Source organism: Shewanella sp. TB7-MNA-CIBAN-0143 (assembly GCF_040310065.1).
Lineage (GTDB): Bacteria > Pseudomonadota > Gammaproteobacteria > Enterobacterales > Shewanellaceae > Shewanella.
The window spans coordinates 77,444-99,682 of record NZ_JBEOPL010000008.1 but is presented as its reverse complement, the minus strand read 5'-3'; the positions used below and the strand labels follow the sequence as shown (position 1 = coordinate 99,682).

General features: G+C 42.8%; 17 protein-coding genes and 1 other RNA gene. 10 read left to right on the top strand and 8 right to left on the bottom strand.

Annotated elements, in window-relative coordinates:
- Positions 1-11 precede the first annotated feature (11 nt).
- Both ubiH and AAEY97_RS08590 read right to left on the bottom strand, forming a co-directional pair.
- Positions 12-1,286: a 2-octaprenyl-6-methoxyphenyl hydroxylase gene (gene ubiH, locus AAEY97_RS08595; RefSeq protein ID WP_192115509.1), complete on the bottom strand. Its 1,275-nt coding sequence runs from the start codon at positions 1,284-1,286 to the stop codon at positions 12-14.
- A 28-nt stretch (positions 1,287-1,314) separates the two neighbouring features.
- Positions 1,315-1,890: a UPF0149 family protein gene (locus AAEY97_RS08590; RefSeq protein ID WP_101086039.1), complete on the bottom strand. Its 576-nt coding sequence runs from the start codon at positions 1,888-1,890 to the stop codon at positions 1,315-1,317.
- Between the two features lie 212 nt (positions 1,891-2,102).
- Here AAEY97_RS08590 and AAEY97_RS08585 point away from each other — a divergent pair, with 212 nt between their 5' ends.
- The 6 genes from AAEY97_RS08585 (at position 2,103) to AAEY97_RS08560 (ending at position 9,758) form a co-directional block, all read left to right on the top strand.
- Entirely contained in the window at positions 2,103-2,402 is a 300-nt protein-coding gene (locus AAEY97_RS08585; protein ID WP_101086040.1) for a cell division protein ZapA, read from the top strand.
- A 52-nt stretch (positions 2,403-2,454) separates the two neighbouring features.
- Positions 2,455-2,636: non-coding RNA, 6S RNA (gene ssrS / locus AAEY97_RS08580), on the top strand.
- A gap of 331 nt (positions 2,637-2,967) precedes the next feature.
- Positions 2,968-4,425: a glycerophosphodiester phosphodiesterase gene (locus tag AAEY97_RS08575; protein WP_350998080.1), complete on the top strand. Its 1,458-nt coding sequence runs from the start codon at positions 2,968-2,970 to the stop codon at positions 4,423-4,425.
- 51 nt (positions 4,426-4,476) lie between these two features.
- On the top strand, positions 4,477-6,939 hold the full coding sequence (locus AAEY97_RS08570) for a carboxypeptidase-like regulatory domain-containing protein (RefSeq protein WP_350998077.1): 2,463 nt from the start codon (positions 4,477-4,479) through the stop codon (positions 6,937-6,939).
- 69 nt (positions 6,940-7,008) lie between these two features.
- On the top strand, positions 7,009-8,901 hold the full coding sequence (locus AAEY97_RS08565) for a hypothetical protein (RefSeq protein ID WP_350998074.1): 1,893 nt from the start codon (positions 7,009-7,011) through the stop codon (positions 8,899-8,901).
- 161 nt (positions 8,902-9,062) lie between these two features.
- A complete protein-coding gene (locus tag AAEY97_RS08560) occupies positions 9,063-9,758 on the top strand; it encodes a 5-formyltetrahydrofolate cyclo-ligase (RefSeq protein WP_101086044.1) in 696 nt (231 codons plus the stop codon).
- A 478-nt stretch (positions 9,759-10,236) separates the two neighbouring features.
- Here the strand turns inward: AAEY97_RS08560 and AAEY97_RS08555 are convergent, their stop codons facing one another.
- The 4 genes from AAEY97_RS08555 to folX all read right to left on the bottom strand — a co-directional run bounded on the left by AAEY97_RS08555 (position 10,237) and on the right by folX (position 13,728).
- Positions 10,237-11,529, bottom strand: coding sequence for an O-acetylhomoserine aminocarboxypropyltransferase/cysteine synthase family protein (locus AAEY97_RS08555; protein WP_350998205.1), 1,293 nt, complete (start codon positions 11,527-11,529; stop codon positions 10,237-10,239).
- 144 nt (positions 11,530-11,673) lie between these two features.
- Positions 11,674-12,402 carry a dihydromonapterin reductase gene (folM, locus tag AAEY97_RS08550; protein ID WP_162022342.1) on the bottom strand — a complete coding sequence of 243 codons (729 nt, stop codon included), beginning with the start codon at positions 12,400-12,402 and terminating at the stop codon, positions 11,674-11,676.
- A 273-nt stretch (positions 12,403-12,675) separates the two neighbouring features.
- A complete protein-coding gene (folE, locus tag AAEY97_RS08545) occupies positions 12,676-13,344 on the bottom strand; it encodes a GTP cyclohydrolase I FolE (protein ID WP_101086046.1) in 669 nt (222 codons plus the stop codon).
- 21 nt (positions 13,345-13,365) lie between these two features.
- Entirely contained in the window at positions 13,366-13,728 is a 363-nt protein-coding gene (gene folX / locus AAEY97_RS08540) for a dihydroneopterin triphosphate 2'-epimerase (protein ID WP_101086047.1), read from the bottom strand.
- A 179-nt stretch (positions 13,729-13,907) separates the two neighbouring features.
- Here folX and AAEY97_RS08535 point away from each other — a divergent pair, with 179 nt between their 5' ends.
- From AAEY97_RS08535 to AAEY97_RS08525, 3 genes are all read left to right on the top strand, one after another.
- Positions 13,908-14,297 (top strand): thiol-disulfide oxidoreductase DCC family protein, encoded by a 390-nt coding sequence (locus tag AAEY97_RS08535; protein WP_162024275.1) that lies wholly within the window; start codon positions 13,908-13,910, stop codon positions 14,295-14,297.
- A gap of 16 nt (positions 14,298-14,313) precedes the next feature.
- Positions 14,314-15,147, top strand: a complete 834-nt coding sequence (locus tag AAEY97_RS08530) for an SDR family NAD(P)-dependent oxidoreductase (RefSeq protein ID WP_350998070.1) — start codon at positions 14,314-14,316, stop codon at positions 15,145-15,147.
- A gap of 307 nt (positions 15,148-15,454) precedes the next feature.
- The gene (locus AAEY97_RS08525) at positions 15,455-16,255 is read left to right on the top strand and encodes a 3-hydroxybutyrate dehydrogenase (RefSeq protein WP_350998067.1); all 801 of its coding nucleotides are present in this window, start codon (positions 15,455-15,457) and stop codon (positions 16,253-16,255) included.
- A gap of 114 nt (positions 16,256-16,369) precedes the next feature.
- Here the strand turns inward: AAEY97_RS08525 and AAEY97_RS08520 are convergent, their stop codons facing one another.
- Both AAEY97_RS08520 and AAEY97_RS08515 read right to left on the bottom strand, forming a co-directional pair.
- A complete protein-coding gene (locus AAEY97_RS08520) occupies positions 16,370-17,302 on the bottom strand; it encodes an alpha/beta hydrolase (protein WP_350998064.1) in 933 nt (310 codons plus the stop codon).
- On the bottom strand, positions 17,302-18,474 hold the full coding sequence (locus AAEY97_RS08515; protein ID WP_350998061.1) for an MFS transporter: 1,173 nt from the start codon (positions 18,472-18,474) through the stop codon (positions 17,302-17,304). The genes AAEY97_RS08520 and AAEY97_RS08515 overlap by 1 nt, the downstream gene beginning before the upstream one ends.
- A 168-nt stretch (positions 18,475-18,642) precedes the next feature.
- Here AAEY97_RS08515 and AAEY97_RS08510 point away from each other — a divergent pair, with 168 nt between their 5' ends.
- Complete coding sequence (locus AAEY97_RS08510; RefSeq protein WP_192115496.1) at positions 18,643-22,149, top strand: hybrid sensor histidine kinase/response regulator; 3,507 nt, start codon at positions 18,643-18,645, stop codon at positions 22,147-22,149.
- Positions 22,150-22,239: the final 90 nt, after the last annotated feature.

The window sequence follows — 22,239 nt, the reverse complement described above, 5'->3', positions numbered from 1 at the left end:
CTTAAAATGAGTTAACGCCAGCCCATGGCGGTTTGCACTACGGGGCGTTTTAACGGCGGTAGCCAAGACAATAAACGCAAACCGATATTGCGTCCGGCAACTAACGGCCAATATTGATTGGAAAAGCCACGCACTAAAAATTCGATGTTGTTGAGTGTGTTGTCGCGATCGGCTTGGCGAGCGGCTAAATATTGATGCACGATAGCGCTGCTGCCGAGGTCAACTTCGGTTGCTGTGTTGCTGCTAAAGGCGTGTTCAAGCACCTTGAGTAGCCCGACTACATCACGTAAACCTAGGTTAAAGCCTTGTCCGGCGATAGGATGTAACGTTTGCGCGGCGTTACCGATAAATATACAACGATGGTAAATCGGCCTTGGCATGTACGATAACGTGAGTGGATAACTGACCCGCTGCCCTACATCGATAAAGCGGCCGACACGATGGCCAAATGCTTGTTGTAATTCCACTAAAAACTCAGCTTTATCTGCATTTTTTAATGCATCAGCTTTGGCTGGCGGTAATGCCCATACCAGTGAATATCGCGCTTGAGTGGAAGGTGTTGATGGCACTGACGTCATCGGTAACAGTGCTAAGGGGCCGGTTTGGGTAAAGCGCTCATAAGCCCAGTGTTGATGCGGTTGGTCGGTAATGACATTGGCAACGACCGCCGTTTGATCAAAATTGACTTGCTCAGTAGGCTGCTGTAAATGTTGACGCACAACCGAGTTAGCGCCATCTGCGGCCACCAGCAACTGACAATGCAGCTGAGTGCCATTATCTAATGTTAATAAGTGACCGTCTGTTTGGGCTTGTAAATCAGTGACTTTGGCAGGACAAAACACGCTGACAGATGACTTAGCCAGTTCGTCGAATAACACGTTACCCACTCGAGCTAATTCAACCACCTGCCCTAATGCATCTAAGCCTAATGGTTTAGCGTTGAGTTCGGTCATGCCAAAGTGGCCGCGATCAGACACATGAATATTTTCGATCGCGGTGCCAAGATGCTGCAACTTAGGCCAAATACCTAAACGAGTCAGTTCGAAAATAGAACCGTGTGCAATGGCGATAGAGCGGGCATCAAAACCGGGGTGATTGTTGTTGGCAACATGGGCTTCGATTAATGCAATACGCAGCGGGCGCGCTAAAGTGGCAGATGATAACGTAGCAGATAGTGTGGCAGATAACTTAGCTAACCCTAGGGCTAACGTGGCACCTGCCATGGCGCCACCCACTATGGCAATATCAACGACGAGTGGCTCGGTAGAAGTGTGTGCTGTGGTCATACGCTGCGTTGCTGCCTATACCAAAATGTTAGTGAAAAGTAGAATGCTCATCGGTGTCATTCAAAGGCATGTCTAAGCCAAACTCTGAATAACATAAAATAGCTGACATTCTGACAAACTCTTGCAGTTCTTCGTAGGCAACTTCTGATTCTTCGTCATCACCGACATCAAATTCTACTTGAGCGATATCGGCAAGGTCTTTAATTACCTCACGCACATCGGTTGACGCTTTGTTTAGCTCTGGTTGAATAATGGCAATGCCCGTTAAAAAACTTTGGGTCCACAAGGCTAACGCTTCAACGCGATCGCTCAGTGGCGCTTCTTCTTCTGGTAATAAAAGAGTAAAGCCAAATTCGAAATCGACTAAGCGGGTCACGGTGTCTTGATACAAATCGCTGATCAGCTGTTGTAAGTTTGGTTCTAGCGGTTGACCGTCGTTCATTAACTCAACTAACGGCTTGAGCCAGGCTAAATTTTCTTGCTTTACACCACCACAAATAATCCCAACAAGCGCCCCGTGCACTTCTACTGGATGCTGGCCGACTTCAGCGTAATCTAAGGCCTGTTTTAGTTTTTCGATACATAATGAAGGTGGGATTGCCATGGTAAATTCCTAAAAGCGCTATATCTGCTTCAATGCTAGCAGAGTTACTATGATGCTCCAAATGCTAGTGTGTATTGTGCCCAAATAATGCCTAGACTGAAGCGGATTTGTTCACACAAACAGCAAATAGTTAAAAAGGGATGCTGTTGCCTTGCTCTTTTAAATTCAGCCCTATATAGTTCGCGAACTGACTAAGGATCTGAGGCAACATTATGAGTAACAGTGCTGTTGACATTACCCTATTAGGGCGCACCTACTCTATCGCATGTCCAAAAGGACGCGAAGATGCATTGCGGACTGTTGCCAGAGAAGTTGAAAACCAACTGACAACCTTAAAGTCGCGTACTAATAATTTAAGCCGTGAAGAGTTAGCCATTATGGCGGCGCTGAACATTGGCAATGAATTGTATGAAGAAAAACAAAAAAACAAACAATATATGGCGCAAATGGATGAGCGTATTTCTTTGTTACAGTCAACGTTGGAAACATCGTTGGTTGAACGAAGCCGCTAGGAAGGCTAAACTAAGATTTCAGAACTAAGCATTGCTTAATTCTACCCTGTTTTGCTCCCTGGGATATTTGCTCGTTGGTTAAGTCCCTGTGCCGATAATTACAAACCCAGGGTGAATGCTTTCGTTAACATTGTGCATGCTCGGATTATACCGAGAAGCCTTAGGAGATGAACATTTACCCGCCTTGAACCTACGGTTCAAGGGCTGCGCCGGCAGCGGTATTTTGGGGAGCATTCTAATTTTATGATGAACACTCTTTAAGAAGTGTTCATCATACCTCTGCAATATTCCATTATTTGTTACCTTGATTTAGCCATAAACATTTATGTCTGCTCATATATCAGTCTCATTGATATAAAAGATAACAACCATTTGCTGCATTAATGTGCCTTAAATTGAAAAATCTAAATGGTGCTGGACTGGATCTGAAACTAATCAGGTTTTGATAAGTCATCCTCGTTCACATTTTGATGTTTGAATTAAGTTTACTTTAATCCATAAGGTTGTTTTACCGGGTTCATTAATGTATAAAACATTAAATATTAATAACTTGTAAATATGGATTATGACAAGTCGTGTCGTCGCCCCCTATTTTTACAGCATCATTATGGCTGTACTACTGCTGACTTTAGCAGGCTGTAAATCCACCCCAACGCCTTCACCTAAGCCTGTTAATATTGTTCCCACTGAGTTATCTCATTTACCAACTGATGCAGCTACCCAAGGCTTGAATATTATTGATACTCAGCTGAGCCTGGGCGACCGTAATTTATATCTGGCCAATAATGGCAATATCAAAATGCTGTCTACTGCCGAATGTCGATTAGACATATCAGCTCATCGGGGCGATTTTCGGCAGCCAGAAAGCAGTGCAAATGCCATTGCAGCGGCGTTAAATGATAATTTTAACAGTGTTGAAATTGACGTAATGCTACTCAAAGATGGTACTTGGGTTAATCATCACGATAGTCAGACCGGTCGCGCGACGGTGTATTACACCGGTGAACGCTTCAAACTAAACCGTATGAACTTTCAAGAGTTTGCTAATCTCAAACTGCGAGACAAGCAAAGTAACCATTTACTGGATCAACGCCCTATTGCTGCTGTTGAAGCCTTTAAAACCTTTGCGGCATATCGCAATCACAATCAACAACTGAATGTAGAAGTTAAGTCTGACACCAACGGCCAAAAACTCGTTGAACTCGATAATATGCTCAGAAAATATATTGGTTTAGGTGGTTTTTATTATTCAGCCGCAGACCAAGAAATACTTTATAAGCTGCGAGGCATTAACCCATCGGTGTATTTAGGGTTTATTCAGGGTGGACACCCAACAAGCATTGAAAAATTAACGGCTGATTTGCGTAAAGGCGTAAAAAACGATACTTATTATTTAGATAATAAAAATAAGCTTGAGCTAGTAGGTCGATACGGTACTAAGCGTTATCGTTCACGTTATAAAGATTATACGGCAAAATCCTCACTTTCTGAATTACAGAGAAAACTGGGTAAAAACTCTGGGCTCCACCTAGATATCCGTAGCTTTATGCAACATGCCAACGTTAAATATCATGCACATCAACTCGGAATGAAAGTGTATACCTATTCGCTCAATGGTAGCGAGTATCATCAATCACAGCTTATCAAATTAACCACAGATCAACTTCCTGATGGCGCCATTGTCGATGCGACACCTTACAAAATTTGCCAACGTCTATTCAATGCTGCTTTGCCAGTTAAACGTTATCAGCCATTGAGCCATCTTGGTCGCTATATTGCGTCTTTACCGCAAGATGCTGACTTTGATCGTTTTGCCGAAATGCGTGGCTATCAAAACGAAGGTTACTATCTATCATTAGACTCTGGCCTTGCTGCCATCAACGCGACTCCCGTTAAAGTAGTGCCAAACACTATTCCTACTCCGTTGTTAGAACATGGTTTTCCTACTATCACTGATGAAAAAATTGATAACAATACAGGTGATACAATCATTTTAAGGTTGCCTGCACGCCAAGCTAAATAGCGATTAAATAACGACATAAAGATAAAAAGACGATGGTTGATAAAGATTAATATGACTGAAAATAACAAAAGTCCATTTGCAACAAATCTGCTTAACAGCGCTCCTACACAAAAAAAAATGCAATCCGCGGTAAAAGAGCTGGAAAAAGTACAAAAAAGTCAGCAATCAACCGCTAAAAAAGTAGAAAAGCAGCAAGCAGTTGAAGCCCAGATAAATAAAACGGGTACCCCCTTCTGGTGGATGTTGTTGATGTTCATTTGCTCGCTAGTGTATTTGTTCCCGGAAGCGGTATTTAATGCAGCGTTGACCGATGTTGCTGGAGGACGAAACTCCAGCATAGAAGACTTACGAACAGTAGAGCTATTTGGCCGAACAATCAGTGGAATAGGCGTTACGTTACTGTTAGCTGATTTATTATTAAAGGGTAAAAGAGTCGCTAACGTTACGCGCGCTTTAGGTTACTTTGCACTCATTGCGGTACTTGTGTGGCCAACGGTATTTTTTGGACAAAAATGGTTAGTCGATCATTTTATTATTGACGCTTCAGCGCCTGAAGAACGCCAGCAAGCTTATTTATCGCAGTTACTCCGTAGTGCGTTAATTGAAAACTCAATCACATTCGAAGGTATTGAGTATGATCCCAATAAAGAACACAGTGCTATCGAAAAAACCTTTTTATCGGTATTTGGCGGATTAGTTTACGCTGACGACAAATTAGTCGACGATTTAAAGGACAAAAAGCGTTTGATAATGGAAAAGTTTGTTCGCGATCGAGCCATGTCTCGGTTTGACGAACACTATGGCCATTATGATAATTTCCGCCAAACACTGCGCAATAAATACACTGAGTATGCCTCGGGTTCAAATCAATATAACCAAGCCTTAGCCAGTGTACAAACGCGGTCAGATTCATACTGGTTAGACACCCAAAATCAAGTTAAGCAAGGGTGGGAACAATACCAAAAAGGCACCAAAGCTTATGAAGCTAGGGTGGAATCGCGAGCTCAAAAAATTGCTCCAAAACTATATGACTATTTTGAACGTCGTAATAAATGCGCAGAAAAGAAAAGTGGTAGTAGTAAGGATAGATGTTTCGAGCGATTACAAAAAGGCTATGACAAAGAAATAGCCAAGTACGGTATTCCTTATATTCCTCCAGATGATTGGTTAATTCGCGAAGAGATCTCAACCTCAGAAAACGTCGGCAATTCTATTATTTCAGGCATTATGAGCTTAGGCTTATTCACGGCGATGCAGGCTGCAGATGCTATCACTGGTGGCGATGCTGGCTTTAAAGATCATCGAATGGTGTACACCAACGATGTAAATCATTATAAAAAAGTATTGATGATAAAAATGGCACCTGATTTTGTTAAGGAGTCGGGGGGCTACTCTCTAGGCATTAACTCAATCCATCAATTTAGAGTTCATGAACTTACCAGTATAAAAGTTAATAAGAAGCTAAAGCAAAAAGGCTTAACCTTATCCCCTTCTTGGTCAATCACCGATCGCAACAGCTTTGATATTGCGGTGGCTAAAAAAGTACGTCAACAAGCCGATGCTGAGTGGCGTTCAAAAATGAAAGCTAAGGGTAGCGATATGCCACCTAATTTGAGCTGGCAAACCTTTCAACAGCAAAGCGATATTCAACAGCGTATAAAACAAGAAATGAAAGAGTTGTACGTTAATCCTACGCTAGCCGATTGGAATAATCGCGAGTTTAAGCAACATATTATTGAGCCCAATATAAAACGTAAAACCACTGAATACCTCAATGTGCTCGACGCTCAACTAGTTGAGTTTGCCGATGGTGGTGCGTTTGAATCAACAGGTAAATCGGCATTACGTTCAACTATTATTCCGCCAATTTCTATGGCGATTAGCTTAGCATTAGTGTTACTTACCGTATTAAAGCTACCGATGAAAGCGGTCGAACTAGTACAAGCTAAACGTGCGTCCTCTGAGCCAAGAGTTAAGCCTAATCGCTTGATAAAACCGGTGATATCAACGGTGTTATTAGCGTCAATATTTGTGGTTCCGTTATCGATGGGCGGCAACCAATACACTATGCCAGGCTCATCACTGCATTACTTTTTTGATCAAATGGAAAAGAACGATTCCGCCACGGTGTCATATACGCTTAAATGGTTACTTGTGACCTTGCCGATTGTACAACCTATCGGCTCTTCAATAGACCAGCGCTTACTAATTACCCAAGGCTTTAATGCCATTAGCGACCCGATTAATCGCTTTGATTTAGCGGTAATGCCAGCACATAAGGCCACTCAACCGGCTAAATCATCACCTACCAATACTGCCCTATTACCCCTAACGATTAAGAGTAATATCGCAAATGCCAACGTGTCTGTGATGAATATTAAGCCCAAATATCAAGCCGGCATGATGCTACCTGCTGGCAATTACGACATTAAAGTCTCTGCTTCAGGACAAGAGCCCATTAGACAATGGATATATTTGAAAGCTGGCCAAACGAGTTTCGACATTAATTTTTAATGAGCTGATGCTGTTCGCTGGTGACAGAAACAGCAAAATGAATCACGCATTGTTTATAGGAAGTATTACGTGAGTAAATTAGAACAATTCCAACGATTTATCCGCAGCAACGGTAAAGATCTAACTGGTGTAGACGTACCAGTAATATTAAGCAACGAACAAACAAAACTGCCTCAACTTAAGTTTACTTTTGGGTGGACGATTGAAGTTGGGGTGAGTCAACACGAACATGGCGCCTATTGTCCGAATGGCATTAAATCTGGTAGTGCATCGAATGCGAGGGATTACGCCCACGACAAAGCAAAAGAGTATGCTAGCGGACAAAACTCGTTATTTAACGATCGCTTTTTAAACATTCTTGGGCCTGATATTTCTAGCAATTTTTTGATCCGAAATAGAGACTTAAAATCTGCACCAGAAACCTATGTAGGCAGCAAAGTGTGTTACAACTGCAGTGGTTCTGGGTCACAAAGCTGTTCTAATTGCCATGGCTCTGGCAAGAATTCTTGTACCGGTTGTAGTGGCAGCGGCCGCATTAGTGTGTCGCGTTACGACAGCCACAATAATCGCACTGTTTATACTACAGAATCATGCACATCCTGCTGGGGAAGTGGTAAAAAAACCTGTAATACCTGCAGCGGCTCAGGTTCTGTAACTTGTAATACTTGTAATGGTGGTGGTTATCTCTATTACAGTTACACCATTGATGGTGATGCCAAACGTAGCACTAAATGGGCTTATAATAGTAACGACTATCACGAGTGGACTTCTGAATTCGTTAAAAATAATGGTTTAGACTTAGTTTATCATTTGACCGAGATAACTGAAGTTGACGTTGAGGGTACCCTTGATGGTTGTACTTTTATTTATGCTTTTACCGCTAAACTGCCGACGTTACAATTTACTGCTACGGTAGATAAAGTCGATACAACAATGTGTTTTGCCGGTAAGAATGACACTACCCATAATGCCGGTGGTGTTTACGATCCTGCAGTATGGCTTGTGGCGCAGAAATTGACAGGCAATGACCAAGAAACCGACAAAGATGTATTAGCAACACCTGCCATAAAAGACATTATTGAAGCGAACACCACCAATACTCAAATTGCGTTATTAACAGAAAATTGGGTATCAAATGAGATTAACGATGCTGTTATCTCTAACTATCAACACTTAGTCACTACGTTAAAAAAGCAGAGCGTTAAGGGCATTGCCCCAAACATGTTTTTAAGCTTAGTGAAGTACACTTATTTCTTCTTCACGTTAGGGATGTTGATCGCGCTGTTATTTCCTTTATTTGCCGCTGAAACGGGTCATCGCATGAGTGTGACACAAGTGCCAGAATGGATAATGGCATTATTGATGATGAAATTTGGTTTATTTGGACTCCCCGCTTATGTGAATTATGCGTTTGTCTTTGGACTGCTGTGGTTAAGCTATAAGAGCGTAAAGAAGTGGTATTGGAAAAATATCGGTAAAACCAAAATCTGGTTATTGGCGATTAGCATCACACTATTATTACCACATATCGGCCTTTCATCTTATTACAATACGTTAGAGCTACTTAGACACTCACCCACCATCGCTAGCACCTTAGTGAGTGGCTCGCTATTAGTCGGTGTTTACTTACTTATTTTTGGGGTGAAAAAACCTAAAAGATGGTATGGGAAATTGTTTGGTTTATTGGCTGGGCTGGGTATTTACTGCGCCATTCAATATGGGCTTTACGTGATAAATCCAACGTATGGTTTTGTGGTAGATCATACTCATTATGCCCGTGAGGTGACGAAACTATTAACATCTGCCTTGGATTTTATGAAGCACAATGTATTTGAGTGGGGCTTGTTATCGATTAGCTTTACTTATTTTTTAACCCGTAGACGTTTTTGGTTAAAAGCAAAAACAATGGTGGCGGATTACGATAGCCCAGTGCTACTAAAATCAATGAATATGGATAAATAGTGTTACGTATTTAGGTTCGATATGCAGAGCAGAGGCTAAATTTTGTAGCAACATTAGCAGAAGATTAACCTGTGCTTTCATATCGACTCAGAAAGCGATAACCTACTTTCATACTGTGTTTTGGTGTTTTTAATTTGTAAGTGATGGAGTACTCCTAATATATGAGTATCACGCGTTTTATGGCTAACAAGGACAATCGTCCTGTTACGTCAACCTCTTCGGCACGCATCAGCTATTTTGCCACGCCAACCGAACTCGAAGACCCCGTATTTGAAAGTGTCGACATGAGTCGCGATAATATTCGTCGCCATGTAAGACAAGAACGTAATAGCCTCAGCGCTGAAGAACAAAATCAATTAGCCTTAATTGCCAGCCGTCATATGTTAGCTGAAATTCAGGCACAGTCGGCTCAACATGTTGCCTTGTATGTCACTCACGATGGTGAACTTGCTACTCAAAAACTGATTGAAGCGTTATGGGATGTCGACATTAATCTCTATTTGCCGCGTATTCATCCGTTTAGTAAGGGCAATTTGTTGTTTGTGCGCTACGATCGCGATTCTGTGATGGTTAACAACCAATATGGTATCAGCGAGCCACAGCTCAATGTGCAGCATGTCATTACCGTTGATAAGCTCGATATGATCATTACTCCGCTAGTCGCCTTTGATGAACACGGCAATCGCATGGGCATGGGCGGCGGATATTATGACCGCACCTTGGCACAAGTGGTCGATAACAAGCCGTTAGCCGTAGGCTTTGCCCACGACTGTCAGCAAGTCAGCCAAGTGCCTACTGATTTTTGGGATATTCCTTTACCAGTGATTATTACCCCAACGAGAAGATTGGCTATTTAAAATAGCTTAATACTATTAAGGTCGTGGCGCTTCGCCCACACCAGACCAAGAAGGGGAAAACGGCTTCCCCCTCTTGGATCACCCCGGCAGCTCCGGCAAAGTGTTCATCCTCATAGCATAATAAAAATCACCTAACGACTCAGATGGTACATCTGATGTGAATGGACTGACGAATGTCGTGATGACATGGATGTCAAAAAACGACCATGTACCCCCGAGCCTGTTACATATCTGCAAGACAGGAGTCTACATGCCTTGAAACACAGGGATGTGTGATAAAGGCCATGATGTCACTACGGCATTTTCATCACGCTATTTCGGACACTTTGGACGGAGACACGTTGATACTGCTGATTCCTCTTACATACCAACTAGACTTTGTAGAAGGTAAAAATCAAACATAACAGAATGGAAAAAGCCCCATCAATAAACGCTATTGATGGGGCTTTTTAGTTAACTGATTAGACTAAAAATGGGCTTACACAATCGCCTTATCAAGTGCTTGGCTGACATCGGCAATGATGTCGTCGATGTGCTCAATACCCACCGATATGCGCACTAGATCTTCTGATACACCGGCTTTGGCTAATTCGGCACTGTCTAACTGGCGATGGGTGGTACTGGCGGGATGACAAGCTAACGATTTAGCGTCACCAATATTGACCAAACGTAGCACCATTTGCAGCGCATCAATAAACTTACCACCAGCTACTTTACCCGCTTCTGCGTTAGCAGCTTTAATGCCAAAACTAATAATACCAGAGGCTTTACCACCAGTGATTTTTTGGCAGGTTGCATGATGCGGACTGTCTGGTAGTGCTGCGTAATTAACCCAGCTAATATTAGGGTGTTGCTGGAGATATTCGGCTAGCGTAAGCGCATTACTGCAGTGACGTTCCATGCGTAAACTTAAGGTTTCTAAGCCTTGTAGTAATAAGAATGAACTGTGCGGTGATAACGCTGCACCAGTATTACGTAGTGGTACTACTCGGCAACGGCCAATATAAGCGGCTGGACCAAAGGCGTCGGTATACACCACGCCGTGATAAGACGGATCTGGTTCATTTAGTATCGCAAAACGTTTTTTGTTGGCGACCCAGTCAAATTTACCCGAGTCAATAATCACCCCACCAATGGTTGTGCCGTGGCCGCCAATGTATTTAGTGAGCGAATGGATAACAATGTCGGCACCATGATCAAATGCGCGGCACAATACTGGCGTCGCTACGGTGTTATCGACAATTAGTGGCACCCCGTATTTGTGAGCAATATCGGCCAAACGTTGTAAGTCGACAATATTACCGGCTGGGTTACCAATCGATTCGCAAAATAGGGCTTTGGTGTTGTCGTCAATTAATGCGTCGAGGCCATCAAAGTCATCAAACGCCGCCATACGGACTTCAACGCCTTGGCGTGGCAGTGTATGGGCAAATAAGTTATACGTGCCGCCGTACAACTGGCTAGTGCTGACAATGTTGTCGCCCACTTGTGTTAACGCTTGGATAGCATAAGTAATGGCGGCCATGCCTGATGCCACTGCAAGCGCACCGATGCCGCCTTCAATGGCGGCTAAGCGTTGCTCTAACACGCTAGTAGTAGGATTCATTATGCGGGTGTATATATTGCCAGCCACTTTTAAATCGAACAGGTCCGCACCGTGCTGGGTATCATCGAAGGTATATGAGGTGGTTTGGTAAATCGGCACCGCGGCGGCTTTGGTGGTGGCTTCAGACTCGTAGCCATAATGTAACGCCAATGATTCCAGCTTCATGTTTTCTGCAGACATAGTGACTTCCTTTCGATAATAGCGAGTGTGGATACTGATTAATATCCACACTACCAATTAGCCATCTAGAAGTCTATAACAAATTAACGTCAACATTGCCCCGCACATTAGCGCTTGGCGTTTTATGGATTATTTTAGATGCCTGCCGCCATCAACAGCATAGCTGCGGCCGGTAACATAATGGCTGGCCTGCAAATAATCGACTAAGGAAATGATTTCTGCATTACCGGCTTCTTTAGGCAATATGGCTTTAGCCAATGCTTTGACTTTATAGGCATCATCGTCATCTTGGTTAAATAAAATCATCGCGGGAGCAATGGCGTTTACTTTGACATGCGGTGCTAACAAGCTAGCAAATGACAGTGTCATGTTATGCAGTGCTGCTTTACTGGCGGCATAGGCGATGTGCTTTTTACTGCCCTTTTCGGCGACGTAATCTGTCATGTGAATAATGTTGCTGGCACCAATGCTGTCGTCATTGGTTTTAGCTGCGCTAATCAGTAATGGCGCTAAGGCAAGATTGATTTGATACGGCGCTGATACGTGAATTTGCATCATTCGCGTCATAGTGTCTGCCGGGCTTAAGCCGTTGTTGTCGGGTAACCAGTCTGACGCATTATGAATAATGGTATCGAGGCGATCATGATGCTCATTGATGTGAGTAATTAATCCATCAATAGATGCCGCATCGGTTAAGTCGCATGAATGTAAACTCGCACCCAACTTACCGAGCTGTTCAATGCTGTCATAATGAGTACGATAAGTGCCAATGACATGATGACCTTGTGCCAAATAATATTTGGCCAGTGCATAACCTATGCGTTTACCTACGCCAGTGATCAGTATTGTACGTTCCATAATGCTCTCTTAATTTTAGCTCTGATACATTGAGCCTTTATCATAATTAAATTAGATGGTTATCTAAGAATAAACCATCCTAGCGCGTAATAATGACAATCGATAGTGTAATGGGTGATAAAAAAATGACTTCATTATGTGAAGTCATTTTTAAAAGGCATGCTGTGGCGCAAGCGATTCCGAGTTCAGGCTGGTTATGTCTAAACATTATGCTAGCTGGTTATGTCTAAACGTTATGCTAGCTGGTTATATGTCTAAACATTACGCTAAAAGCTATGCTAGAAACTCTGCTCGGCTAGCGGGATTGGCCTTAAAGCAACCACCAAGTGCTGTGGTTTGCGTGCTTGATGAGGTATCCATAATGCCGCGAGATTTTACGCAGTAATGGGTGGCGTTAATGCTCACGGCGACATCATCGGTCGCCAATAACGTTTGCAGCGCCACTAGTATCTGCTGAGTTAAGCGCTCTTGTACTTGTGGGCGCTGGGCAAAAAATCGCACGATGCGGTTAATTTTCGATAAGCCGATAATGTTATCTTTAGGAATGTAAGCCACTTTGGCGAAACCATCGATGGTAATAAAGTGATGTTCGCAAGTACTCACCACACTGATATTGCTAATTTTTACCATCTCTTCTACACCCATCTTATTATCGATTTGAGTGATTTTTGGGAAATTAGCATAATCGAGGCCCGAGAAAATCTCATTAACGTACATTTTGGCAATGCGGTGCGGTGTTTCAGCTAAGCTGTCGTCGGTTAAATCCAGCCCTAAGGTTGACACAACTTCGGTCATTAAGCCTTTAATACGCTGATATTTTTGCTCGCTGGTCATATCATTTGGCACTAATGGCGTTTCAAGGCCATGAGCAACCAATGCTTGTTGTACTTTTAATGCTTCTGCAGACAACTCTGCGCGCGTTATGTCATTAATGGTCGTCATAATAACATCCTTAAATAGTGGTTAGGCTTGATACTCTAAAGATAACGATACTGAATCGGCGAAGCGCAGTGCATGGGGCTTATCAATAGTGACTCTGGCCAGGGTAACAGTTGGGTGCTCCCGACAAATATCTAATACGTCGGCAACCAATTTTTCCAGTAATAAAAAACGGCCTTCTTCTACATGCTGGATCACTTTTTTGGTGATCACTTTGTAGTTTAGCGCATCAGCAACGTCGTCGGTTTGAAACGATCGATCGGCTGGATAATGGATCTCGATATTGATCACCACGTCTTGCTGCTTTTCGCGTTCGTCTTGGTTAAATCCAATAAACGTACGTAAGCGTAAATTGGTGACCTTAATAATGGCTTGGCTTAATGGCATTATTGAGCCCTTGTGAATTGTTTTGGATATATACGCCAAAGTGAAATAGAAAGATCATAAACCTCGGTAATTTGTGTGTAATCTCGATCATGGAAACAAATGTAATCTGGCTTGATGTTTGAGGCGTACAATAGTCAGTATAGGTGTTCAAGCAAGCAATAACATAAATGAGGTAAATGATGGAACTGACTATTTTTTACGATGGCACTTGCCCGCTGTGCCTCAATGAAATGAAGCAATTAAAGCGATATGACCGTTTAAACCACATCGGCCTTGAAGACATTAACGCCGATGATATTAATCTGCGTTTCCCTGATTTAGATGTATTAAAAGCCAATACCGTGCTTCATGGGTTACAAGCTGATGGCAGCTGGCTATATGGTTTAGATGTAACAGCCAAAGCATGGGGCTTAACTGGTAAGCATGGTTGGATAAAATTATTACGGTTACCGCTGATTAAACCTGTTGCTGACCTTGCGTATTTGGCCTTTGCCCGTAATCGCTACCGTATATCTTATTTGCTTACAGGTCAAAAACGCTGTGATAACGGTAACTGTAAAATAAAGTAAAGTAAGGGTAAACAGCATGAGCGATTCAACGACAACAGAAACCATTATTGTGATTGGCGCTTCATCGCTTATAGCACAAGCTTTTATTAGCCAAGCCATCGCGGAAAAAGAGCCTGATTTAGCGTTAACCATTATCTCCGTGAGCCGTCAATCTTCACTGACACTGCCTGTAATGACACTGCCTGCGCTGGCCAAAAATGTCACTCACCATCATATTAGCTGCGATTATCAACAAGCCTCAATTTCTCGTTGTATTGCGGACATGTCATCGATGGTTGGCACCATTAAAAAAATCATCATCTGTAATGGTATTTTGCACTCTAAAACGACTAATGAACGCACAGATAATGAAACCACAGACAAAACTCATTTAATGCCTGAAAAACGCATTGAAGACATTAACAGTGATGCCTTACAGCAACTGTTTTATGCTAACAGTATTGTGCCGATGTTGTGGTTAAGCGCCTTAACCGAGTTACTGCTACAGCAACCTCATAAGATAGACAGCCCAAAGTGTGTGATCAGTTTATTGAGTGCCCGAGTTGGCAGTATTTCAGATAACCGTTTAGGCGGCTGGTATGGCTATCGCGCTTCAAAAGCCGCGTTAAACATGCTGATTAAAACCACTGCAGTGGAATATGCAAGGCGGCTTAAACGAGTCAAACTCATCGCGTTTCATCCTGGCACTACTGACACACCATTATCAAAACCTTTTCAGGCTAATGTGCCTGCAGGCAAGCTTTTTACCCCAGAATTTGTTGCCAGCCAGCTGTATAACATCATGGCCGATATTGAGCCCAACGGCCAAGCCAGTTACTTAGATTGGCAAGGCAAAGAGATTAGTTGGTAATGTTCCCGCCTATTCACTAAGAATTTTTTGACCAAGAACTCAATAATCAGAAAATGTAGACCCTGTTGATGACCCTGTCGATGTTGTTTAATAAACCATCGACTCCCCTTCAATGTATCGACAACTATTTCCCTGTTCTTATGGTACTAAGGTGCCAATTAAATAGTGCTGTAATTGCTTTATTCTGAAAGTACTAAATCAGATGTTAGTGAGAATATGCACTAGACATGATCTCGCAATGAAACATGACACATAGGTTGATGGCATACCTTGTCATTGCCGCTATTGAATTAAGGGAACCGATACTATGTCGACGTTACAAACTGGACTCAAAGGGAAAGTGGCACTTATTACCGGCTCCACTAGCGGCATTGGCCTGGCGACAGCGCATGTACTTGCCGAACAAGGTTGTCATATCGTATTGCATGGCTTAATGGCGCAAGATGAAGGGCAGACTTTAGCGGCTGAGTTTGCAACCCAATACCAAATAAAGACCTTTTTCAGCAATGTAGACTTGAGAGACGCTAACTGCATACATGCGTTTATGGACAGTGCGATGAGTGCATTAGGCAGTATTGATATTTTGGTTAACAATGCTGGGATTCAGCACACCCAGGATGTGGCAAACTTTCCGGTCGAAAAGTGGAATGACATCATTGCGATTAACTTGTCTTCCGCTTTCCATACGATTCAACAAGTCGTGCCTGCAATGACTGAAAAAAAGTGGGGACGAATTATCAATATTGCCTCAGTACATGGCTTAGTCGCCTCGGCCAATAAGGTAGCCTATTGTGCAGCAAAACATGGAATTATTGGCTTAACCAAGGTGGTCGCGATTGAATGCGCTGAACAAGGAATTACCGTCAACGCAATTTGCCCTGGATGGGTGGATACGCCGCTTATCGGCAAACAAATTGACAGCATAGCAAGCGATAAAAATTTGAGTTATGAAGACGCTAAATATCAACTCGTGACAGCCAAGCAGCCGTTACCAGAAATGCTGGCACCGAGACAAATCGGTGAGTTTGTTTTATTTCTTTGTGGTGGTGCCGCAAGAGGCATTACCGGTGCAGCTTTACCAATGGATGGTGCGTGGACAGCGCAATAAGCTTGGCGTTATTGTTCTATAAAATGGTAGCGTTATATTCAATGTTAGCCCTTATTCACATCGATAAGGGCTTTTTAATGCCTAACAGGCAAGGCTTCAATTAATGATGACAAACTAGGCCATGAATTTAGCAATGTGTTGATAGGTTGCCATGCATTCATCTTTCACTACATCGTGCAGCAACATATAGGCGTGGATCATGCCGTCGAACGAATGATGTTCAACATCAACACCAGCAGCAGTTAAGGCCTTCGTATAGGCTATGCCCTCATCCCGAAGCGGATCGCAGCCTGCAGTAAAAATAAGGGTTTTAGGCAATTTAACAGACATAGCCCCAAACAAAGGTGAAGCCTGTTTAATGACATCTACATCGGTAGATTGAAAGTACTGCTCGAAATACCACTTTATACGAGTGGTTTCGAGTAAGAACCCAGTGCCATTACTGTCTAATGATGGGCTGTTTAAGGTGTAATCGACACTCGGGTAAATAAGAATTTGTTGGTCGATGTTAATCCGCTTATCGGTCAAACTTTTCATGCTTAAACTGGTGCAAATGGCGCCACCAGCACTGTCACCAATAATCGTGACATTGTGCTGATGGTTAACATCACCCAGTAACTCAGCGTAACGCATTAATACCTGTTCGCAGTCATCAATCCCTGCAGGATATGGATATTCAGGCGCGAGCCGGTATTCGACAGATATCACTACACACTGCGCTGCATTGGCAAGATGACGACAAATAGGATCGTAAAGCGCCACACTGCCACACATGTGCCCGCCACCATGAAAATGCAATAACACCGGCAAAGCTTTATCTGGCGCTGGGCTATAAATCCTGACGGGAATAGTACGGTCGGGTAACGTTAGCATTTTATCTGCAATGTAGCTCATCGCTGGCGAATCACTCATTAGTGCGCCGAGTTTATCTAGATTTTGGCGCAAAATTGTCGGTGTAAATTGGACATTATTCTGTTTAGCCAAGGCGATATTGCTGTTGGCTAACGCCAGAAAATCAGTGAGTTTTGGGGAAACGGTTCCTCGCATTAGGTTAACTCCTTTGGTTTTCCTGTTTCAGGTAGAAAATAGCTGCCAACAAACACGGTGCCGCTGAGTATCGTGATCATCACAAATGAACTGACATAACTGCCATCGTTTAAATCAACCAATTTACCAAACACCCACAACACAATAGTCGAAACCAGATAGCTGATTGACCAAAACAGGCTAAACACCACAGTGATTTTTTGCCCCGTCATGTCAGGGAGTTCGTGAGGAATAGACACTAATGCAGTCACAGGGAAAAAGATAAAAAAGCCCAATATGATAGCGCATGTTATTTGCAGCCAAGGCTCGGTACTAAAAGATAAGCCTAAAACGGTAATAAAAATAATCAAACCACTTAAGCGAAGAATAGGAAGACGTAACGGATTTTTGCGGCTATACAACATTCCCGCAATCGTACCGACAATACCAAATCCTATCACCCATTTACTTTGGCTTATGCCCGCTTGAGGATAGAAAGTAAATAGACAAATATAAAACGAAAGCAGTCCAGAATAAGTAAAAGCATAAGCCCAATTAAATGTATCTTTTAAGCCCTCAAGATAACCGTAAATGGCAGGCTCTACCCCAGAGGCATTATTTGCAGATTGTGGAGCATCAAACTTAACCAGTAACCACACAATGGCCAGTATCAAGCTCGCGCCTGAAAACAACACTAAGCTATTTTGCCAGCTACCGGTGAGGGTGTTAATACTAGTCATGCCCCATAAAATAATCGCTGTGCCTACGTTAAATGCTACCGCATTCAAACCATTAACTACCGGACGGTCTTCAGGTGCAAACCACAGCATCACAATCGGGTTAAAGTACACAATCATAAAGGCTCCGCCCAAGCCCATTAAAAATCGGCTCACCAGCAGTAACTCATAACTCGTCGCTAAAGGCGTTACTATCCCGACAACAATTAATAACGCGGCTAACAAAAAGGCGTACTTTATTCCAAACTTTACCGCCACATATGCAGCACTAAACGTACCGACTATTTTTGCGAGCGTGACTGCACCACTGATAAAACTTGCCGACGCTAAACTCTCAATGTGCATCGATGCCATGATGTTGTTCATGCTGGCGGTGCCGCCAACCCATGCCATGGCAAAAAGCACATAACTCGTAAAGACTAAACCTTCGACCAAATATCTATGGGTTATTTTCATAGGCGTTATCGGAACCTTAAATGACACTAATGGAGTTAAATCATGTTATCTGATGGGTATGGATAAATAAGTACTACCTTAGTGCACCGCATCGTTAAAAATCTTTATCAAACAGGGCGTCTAGTGTAGTTTCGCAAGGATAAACAATAAAAATAATTGGGGAATAACTTGCAGGCTTGGTTATCTATTGATACTTGGTTAATTAGTTCAATTTCGATTGCTTATCTTGCAATGCTGTTTGTGGTTGCACAGTGGGGGCAAAATCGTTCCATAAAAAAATTAACCCAAAAGCCGTGGGTCTATAGCCTGTCGTTAGGGGTATGCTGCACATCATGGGCGTTTTATGGCACCGTTGGACAAGCAGCAACAACTGGCGCATGGCTGGCCCCCATTTATATTGGTTCGATCATTTGTTTGGTGCTTGCTTGGCCTATGCTAATGCGCACGCTGCAAATAATTAAAAGCCAAAACTTGACCTCTATTGCCGACTTTATTGCGTGCCGTTTTGACCGTTCGCCTAAAATTGCTGCCAGCGTTGCCATCGTGTCACTACTTGGCACCATTCCTTATATCGCATTGCAGCTAAGAGCGATTAGTACCAGCTTTGATTTACTAACCGGTACGTTTCAGTCCGGTATTAGCACCGCATTTGTGGTAACGATTGTATTAATTATCTTTAGTATTTTATTCGGCACCCGCCAGCTGTCTGCCAGTAAACATAATCAAGGCTTAGTGCTGGCCATTGCGTTTAGCTCTATCGTTAAGTTATTTGCCCTGACAGCCGTGGGTATTTTTGCCACCTTCTTTATATTCGATGGCTTTGGTGACTTGCTCAGCCAAGGTCAACATATTAAACAAACCAGCCAATCAGACTCGACTTACCTTGTGGTTTCTCAGGTTATTTTGGGTGCGATTACTATCTACGCTTTGCCGCAAGAATTTCACATGATGATGATTGAAAACAATCATGACAAAGAGCTCAAATCAGCACGTTGGATGGTGCCGTTATACCTGCTATTAATTAATATTTTTGTGTTGCCGATTGCATTAGCCGGACAGCTTAGCTTCCCGGGTGGCAGTGTTGGTGCCGATACCTATGTGCTGACATTACCGCTTTTTTATCAACAAGCATGGTTAGGAATATTGGTTTATGTCGGTGGACTGGCTGCCGCAACCGCAATGGTGATTGTGGCAGCTATTGTACTAAGCACGATGATTTCGACAGAAGTGTTAACGCCATTGCTATTACGATTACCGAAATTTGGTTCTCAGCAAACCCCGCAATTATCCGGCATTTTATTAAATTTACGCAGATTCTCAATCGCAGTCATTCTTTTGTCAGCTTTCGCCTTTGAACGTTTTATCGATCAGCAAAATCATCTAGCCAGTATTGGCTTGCTGTCATTTGTACTGTTATCTCAATTTGCCCCCGCCGCAGTAGGCGCCTTATATTGGCGAAGTGCCACCACTCAAGGCGCGTTTGTGGGGCTAATAATGGGCAGTGTTGTCTGGCTTTATACCTTACTGTTACCGGTTACCTTTCCCGATGCTCATTGGGTTAAATTTGGCTTATTTGATATCACATGGCTAACGCCGACAGCCTTGTTTGGCTTAACCGGTTTGGACAATATTAGCCACGGCGTATTTTACAGTTTAGTGGCTAACATTGGTTGCTTTGTGATGATATCTCTGCTTAAAGAGCAAAGCGTTGGCGAGGTTTTACAAGCTGATTTATTTGTAAATAGAAAACATGTGCAACTAGAACGGCACTTATCTATAGAAGATTTAGCCAGTTTATTAAATCGTTTTATCAACAAAGATGAAGCCGATGCTCTTATTGCAGAGTCAAAAAAACTCGCAGGCAAAAATCAGCAACAACTGCTTGTTGATTATACTCGCTTAAAACTGTCTGGCGTACTCGGTTCAGCCTCTACCCGAATGGTGATGAATGCCGCATCACGCAGCCAGCAGGTGCCACTAGAAGATGTAGTTAGCATTGTCGATGAAGCCAGCCAAATCTTTGAATTTAACCGAGAACTGCTGCAATCTGGCGTGGAGAATATTGAGCAAGGCATCAGTGTTGTCGATGCCGATATGCGCTTAGTAGCTTGGAATCAACGCTATATTGAACTGCTTGATTACCCTAAAGATTACGTCAAAGCAGGACTGCAAATTGAACAGCTGATTAGATTTAATATCGACAGAGGTATTATTGTCGGTGACGAGGCTCACCAGCTAGTTGAAAAGCGCTTAGCTCATATGCGCAGTGGTAGCCCTCATCATTTCCAACGCACTATGTTAGATGGAAAAGTACTGGAGATTCGCGGCCAAGCCATGCCAGGCGGCGGCTTTGTGAGTACTTTTGCTGATATTACTGCCCACATTGAAGCAGAAAAAGCCTTACAACTGGCCAATGAAACACTCGAAAAACGGGTTGAAAGCCGCACTCAGGAACTTGAAAAAGCCAAAGCTGAAGCGGAAGCTGCTAATAGCAGTAAAACCCGCTTTTTGGCCGCGGCCAGCCATGACTTAATGCAACCGTTTAATGCCTTAACCTTATTCACTGAAATGTTGAAGCAAAGGGTTAAATCAACGGAACTGTATGACTTGGCAACCAATATTGAAGACTCCTTAAACGTGGTGGAAAGCTTACTATCAGATCTGGTTGAGATATCTCGCTTAGACAGTAACTCGCTAAAAACTGAAACAAGCCAATTTGCGATTGATGATTTACTGTCAACGTTAGTTAATGAATTTAAAGCGTTATCGGTTCAACAAGGTATTGATTTTAATTACCAAGTCTCTTCTTGTTTTGTAGAAAGCGACCAAAGGCTACTGCGGCGTATTATTCAGAACTTTTTGTCTAATGCGTTTCATTATTCCCCTTCAGGCAAACGCAATCAGCAAGTAATATCCCAAACCTCTACGCCTGACAATAAAGTAAACGGGCAGACTAACAATACTGAGTTTGTCCCTAAAGTGTTATTAGGCGTCAGGCGACTTGAGCACGCTTTATTAATCCAAGTTTGGGACAATGGCCCAGGTATTCCGCTGGATAAACAGCAAGCCATTTTTTGTGAATTTGAACGCTTAGAGCTCACTCGTGAAATTCCGGGATTAGGGCTAGGTTTGGCGATATGTGAACGAATTTCCAAGTTGTTGGATATCAACATATCGCTGCATTCTGAAGTAGGCAAAGGGACGTGTTTTAGTGTTGAAATACCCCGAGTATTACAGCAGAAAAAGCCGCTTAAAGTGATTGAAACAGCCGAAGATGAGATAAGCAGTGACAGCGCTAATATCACTGTAATGGTGATCGACAATGACGACCTGATGCTAAAAGCGATTTCTACATTACTCAGCGATTGGGGATGCAATGTCATTACCGCAAAAGACCAACCCAGTGCCATACTGCAATTGGCCAATAACCCACAACCCAAACTGATTATTGCTGACTATCACTTAGAAGATGATAAAAATGGTGTGGACTTAGTACAGTATTTATTAGCCAATCACCTGACGATAAGCCGTAACCAACCCACCTGTGTTATCTGCTCTGCGGACCCTTCGGAAGCCGTTAGGCAACACACCAGCAGTGCTCAATTTAGCTTTGTGCGTAAACCACTTAAGGCAATAGCCTTAAAGCGGATCATTAAACAACTGACGCCTGAATAACTAATATTTTCAATAGATTAATGACCACAAAAAATGCCTCATATGGAGGCATTTGAGTTAACTCTTTTTATCGCTATTCTTATTATCGAT

Excerpts from the sequence above, each read along its gene's own strand:
- ubiH (WP_192115509.1), bottom strand. The coding sequence starts at position 1,286 with ATGACCACAGCACACACTTCTACCGAGCCACTCGTCGTTGATATTGCC.
- AAEY97_RS08590 (WP_101086039.1), bottom strand. The coding sequence starts at position 1,890 with ATGGCAATCCCACCTTCATTATGTATCGAAAAACTAAAACAGGCCTTA.
- AAEY97_RS08585 (WP_101086040.1), top strand. The coding sequence starts at position 2,103 with ATGAGTAACAGTGCTGTTGACATTACCCTATTAGGGCGCACCTACTCT.
- AAEY97_RS08575 (WP_350998080.1), top strand. The coding sequence starts at position 2,968 with ATGACAAGTCGTGTCGTCGCCCCCTATTTTTACAGCATCATTATGGCT.
- AAEY97_RS08570 (WP_350998077.1), top strand. The coding sequence starts at position 4,477 with ATGACTGAAAATAACAAAAGTCCATTTGCAACAAATCTGCTTAACAGC.
- AAEY97_RS08560 (WP_101086044.1), top strand. The coding sequence starts at position 9,063 with ATGAGTATCACGCGTTTTATGGCTAACAAGGACAATCGTCCTGTTACG.
- AAEY97_RS08555 (WP_350998205.1), bottom strand. The coding sequence starts at position 11,529 with ATGAAGCTGGAATCATTGGCGTTACATTATGGCTACGAGTCTGAAGCC.
- folM (WP_162022342.1), bottom strand. The coding sequence starts at position 12,402 with ATGGAACGTACAATACTGATCACTGGCGTAGGTAAACGCATAGGTTAT.
- folE (WP_101086046.1), bottom strand. The coding sequence starts at position 13,344 with ATGACGACCATTAATGACATAACGCGCGCAGAGTTGTCTGCAGAAGCA.
- folX (WP_101086047.1), bottom strand. The coding sequence starts at position 13,728 with ATGCCATTAAGCCAAGCCATTATTAAGGTCACCAATTTACGCTTACGT.
- AAEY97_RS08535 (WP_162024275.1), top strand. The coding sequence starts at position 13,908 with ATGGAACTGACTATTTTTTACGATGGCACTTGCCCGCTGTGCCTCAAT.
- AAEY97_RS08530 (WP_350998070.1), top strand. The coding sequence starts at position 14,314 with ATGAGCGATTCAACGACAACAGAAACCATTATTGTGATTGGCGCTTCA.
- AAEY97_RS08525 (WP_350998067.1), top strand. The coding sequence starts at position 15,455 with ATGTCGACGTTACAAACTGGACTCAAAGGGAAAGTGGCACTTATTACC.
- AAEY97_RS08520 (WP_350998064.1), bottom strand. The coding sequence starts at position 17,302 with ATGCGAGGAACCGTTTCCCCAAAACTCACTGATTTTCTGGCGTTAGCC.
- AAEY97_RS08515 (WP_350998061.1), bottom strand. The coding sequence starts at position 18,474 with ATGAAAATAACCCATAGATATTTGGTCGAAGGTTTAGTCTTTACGAGT.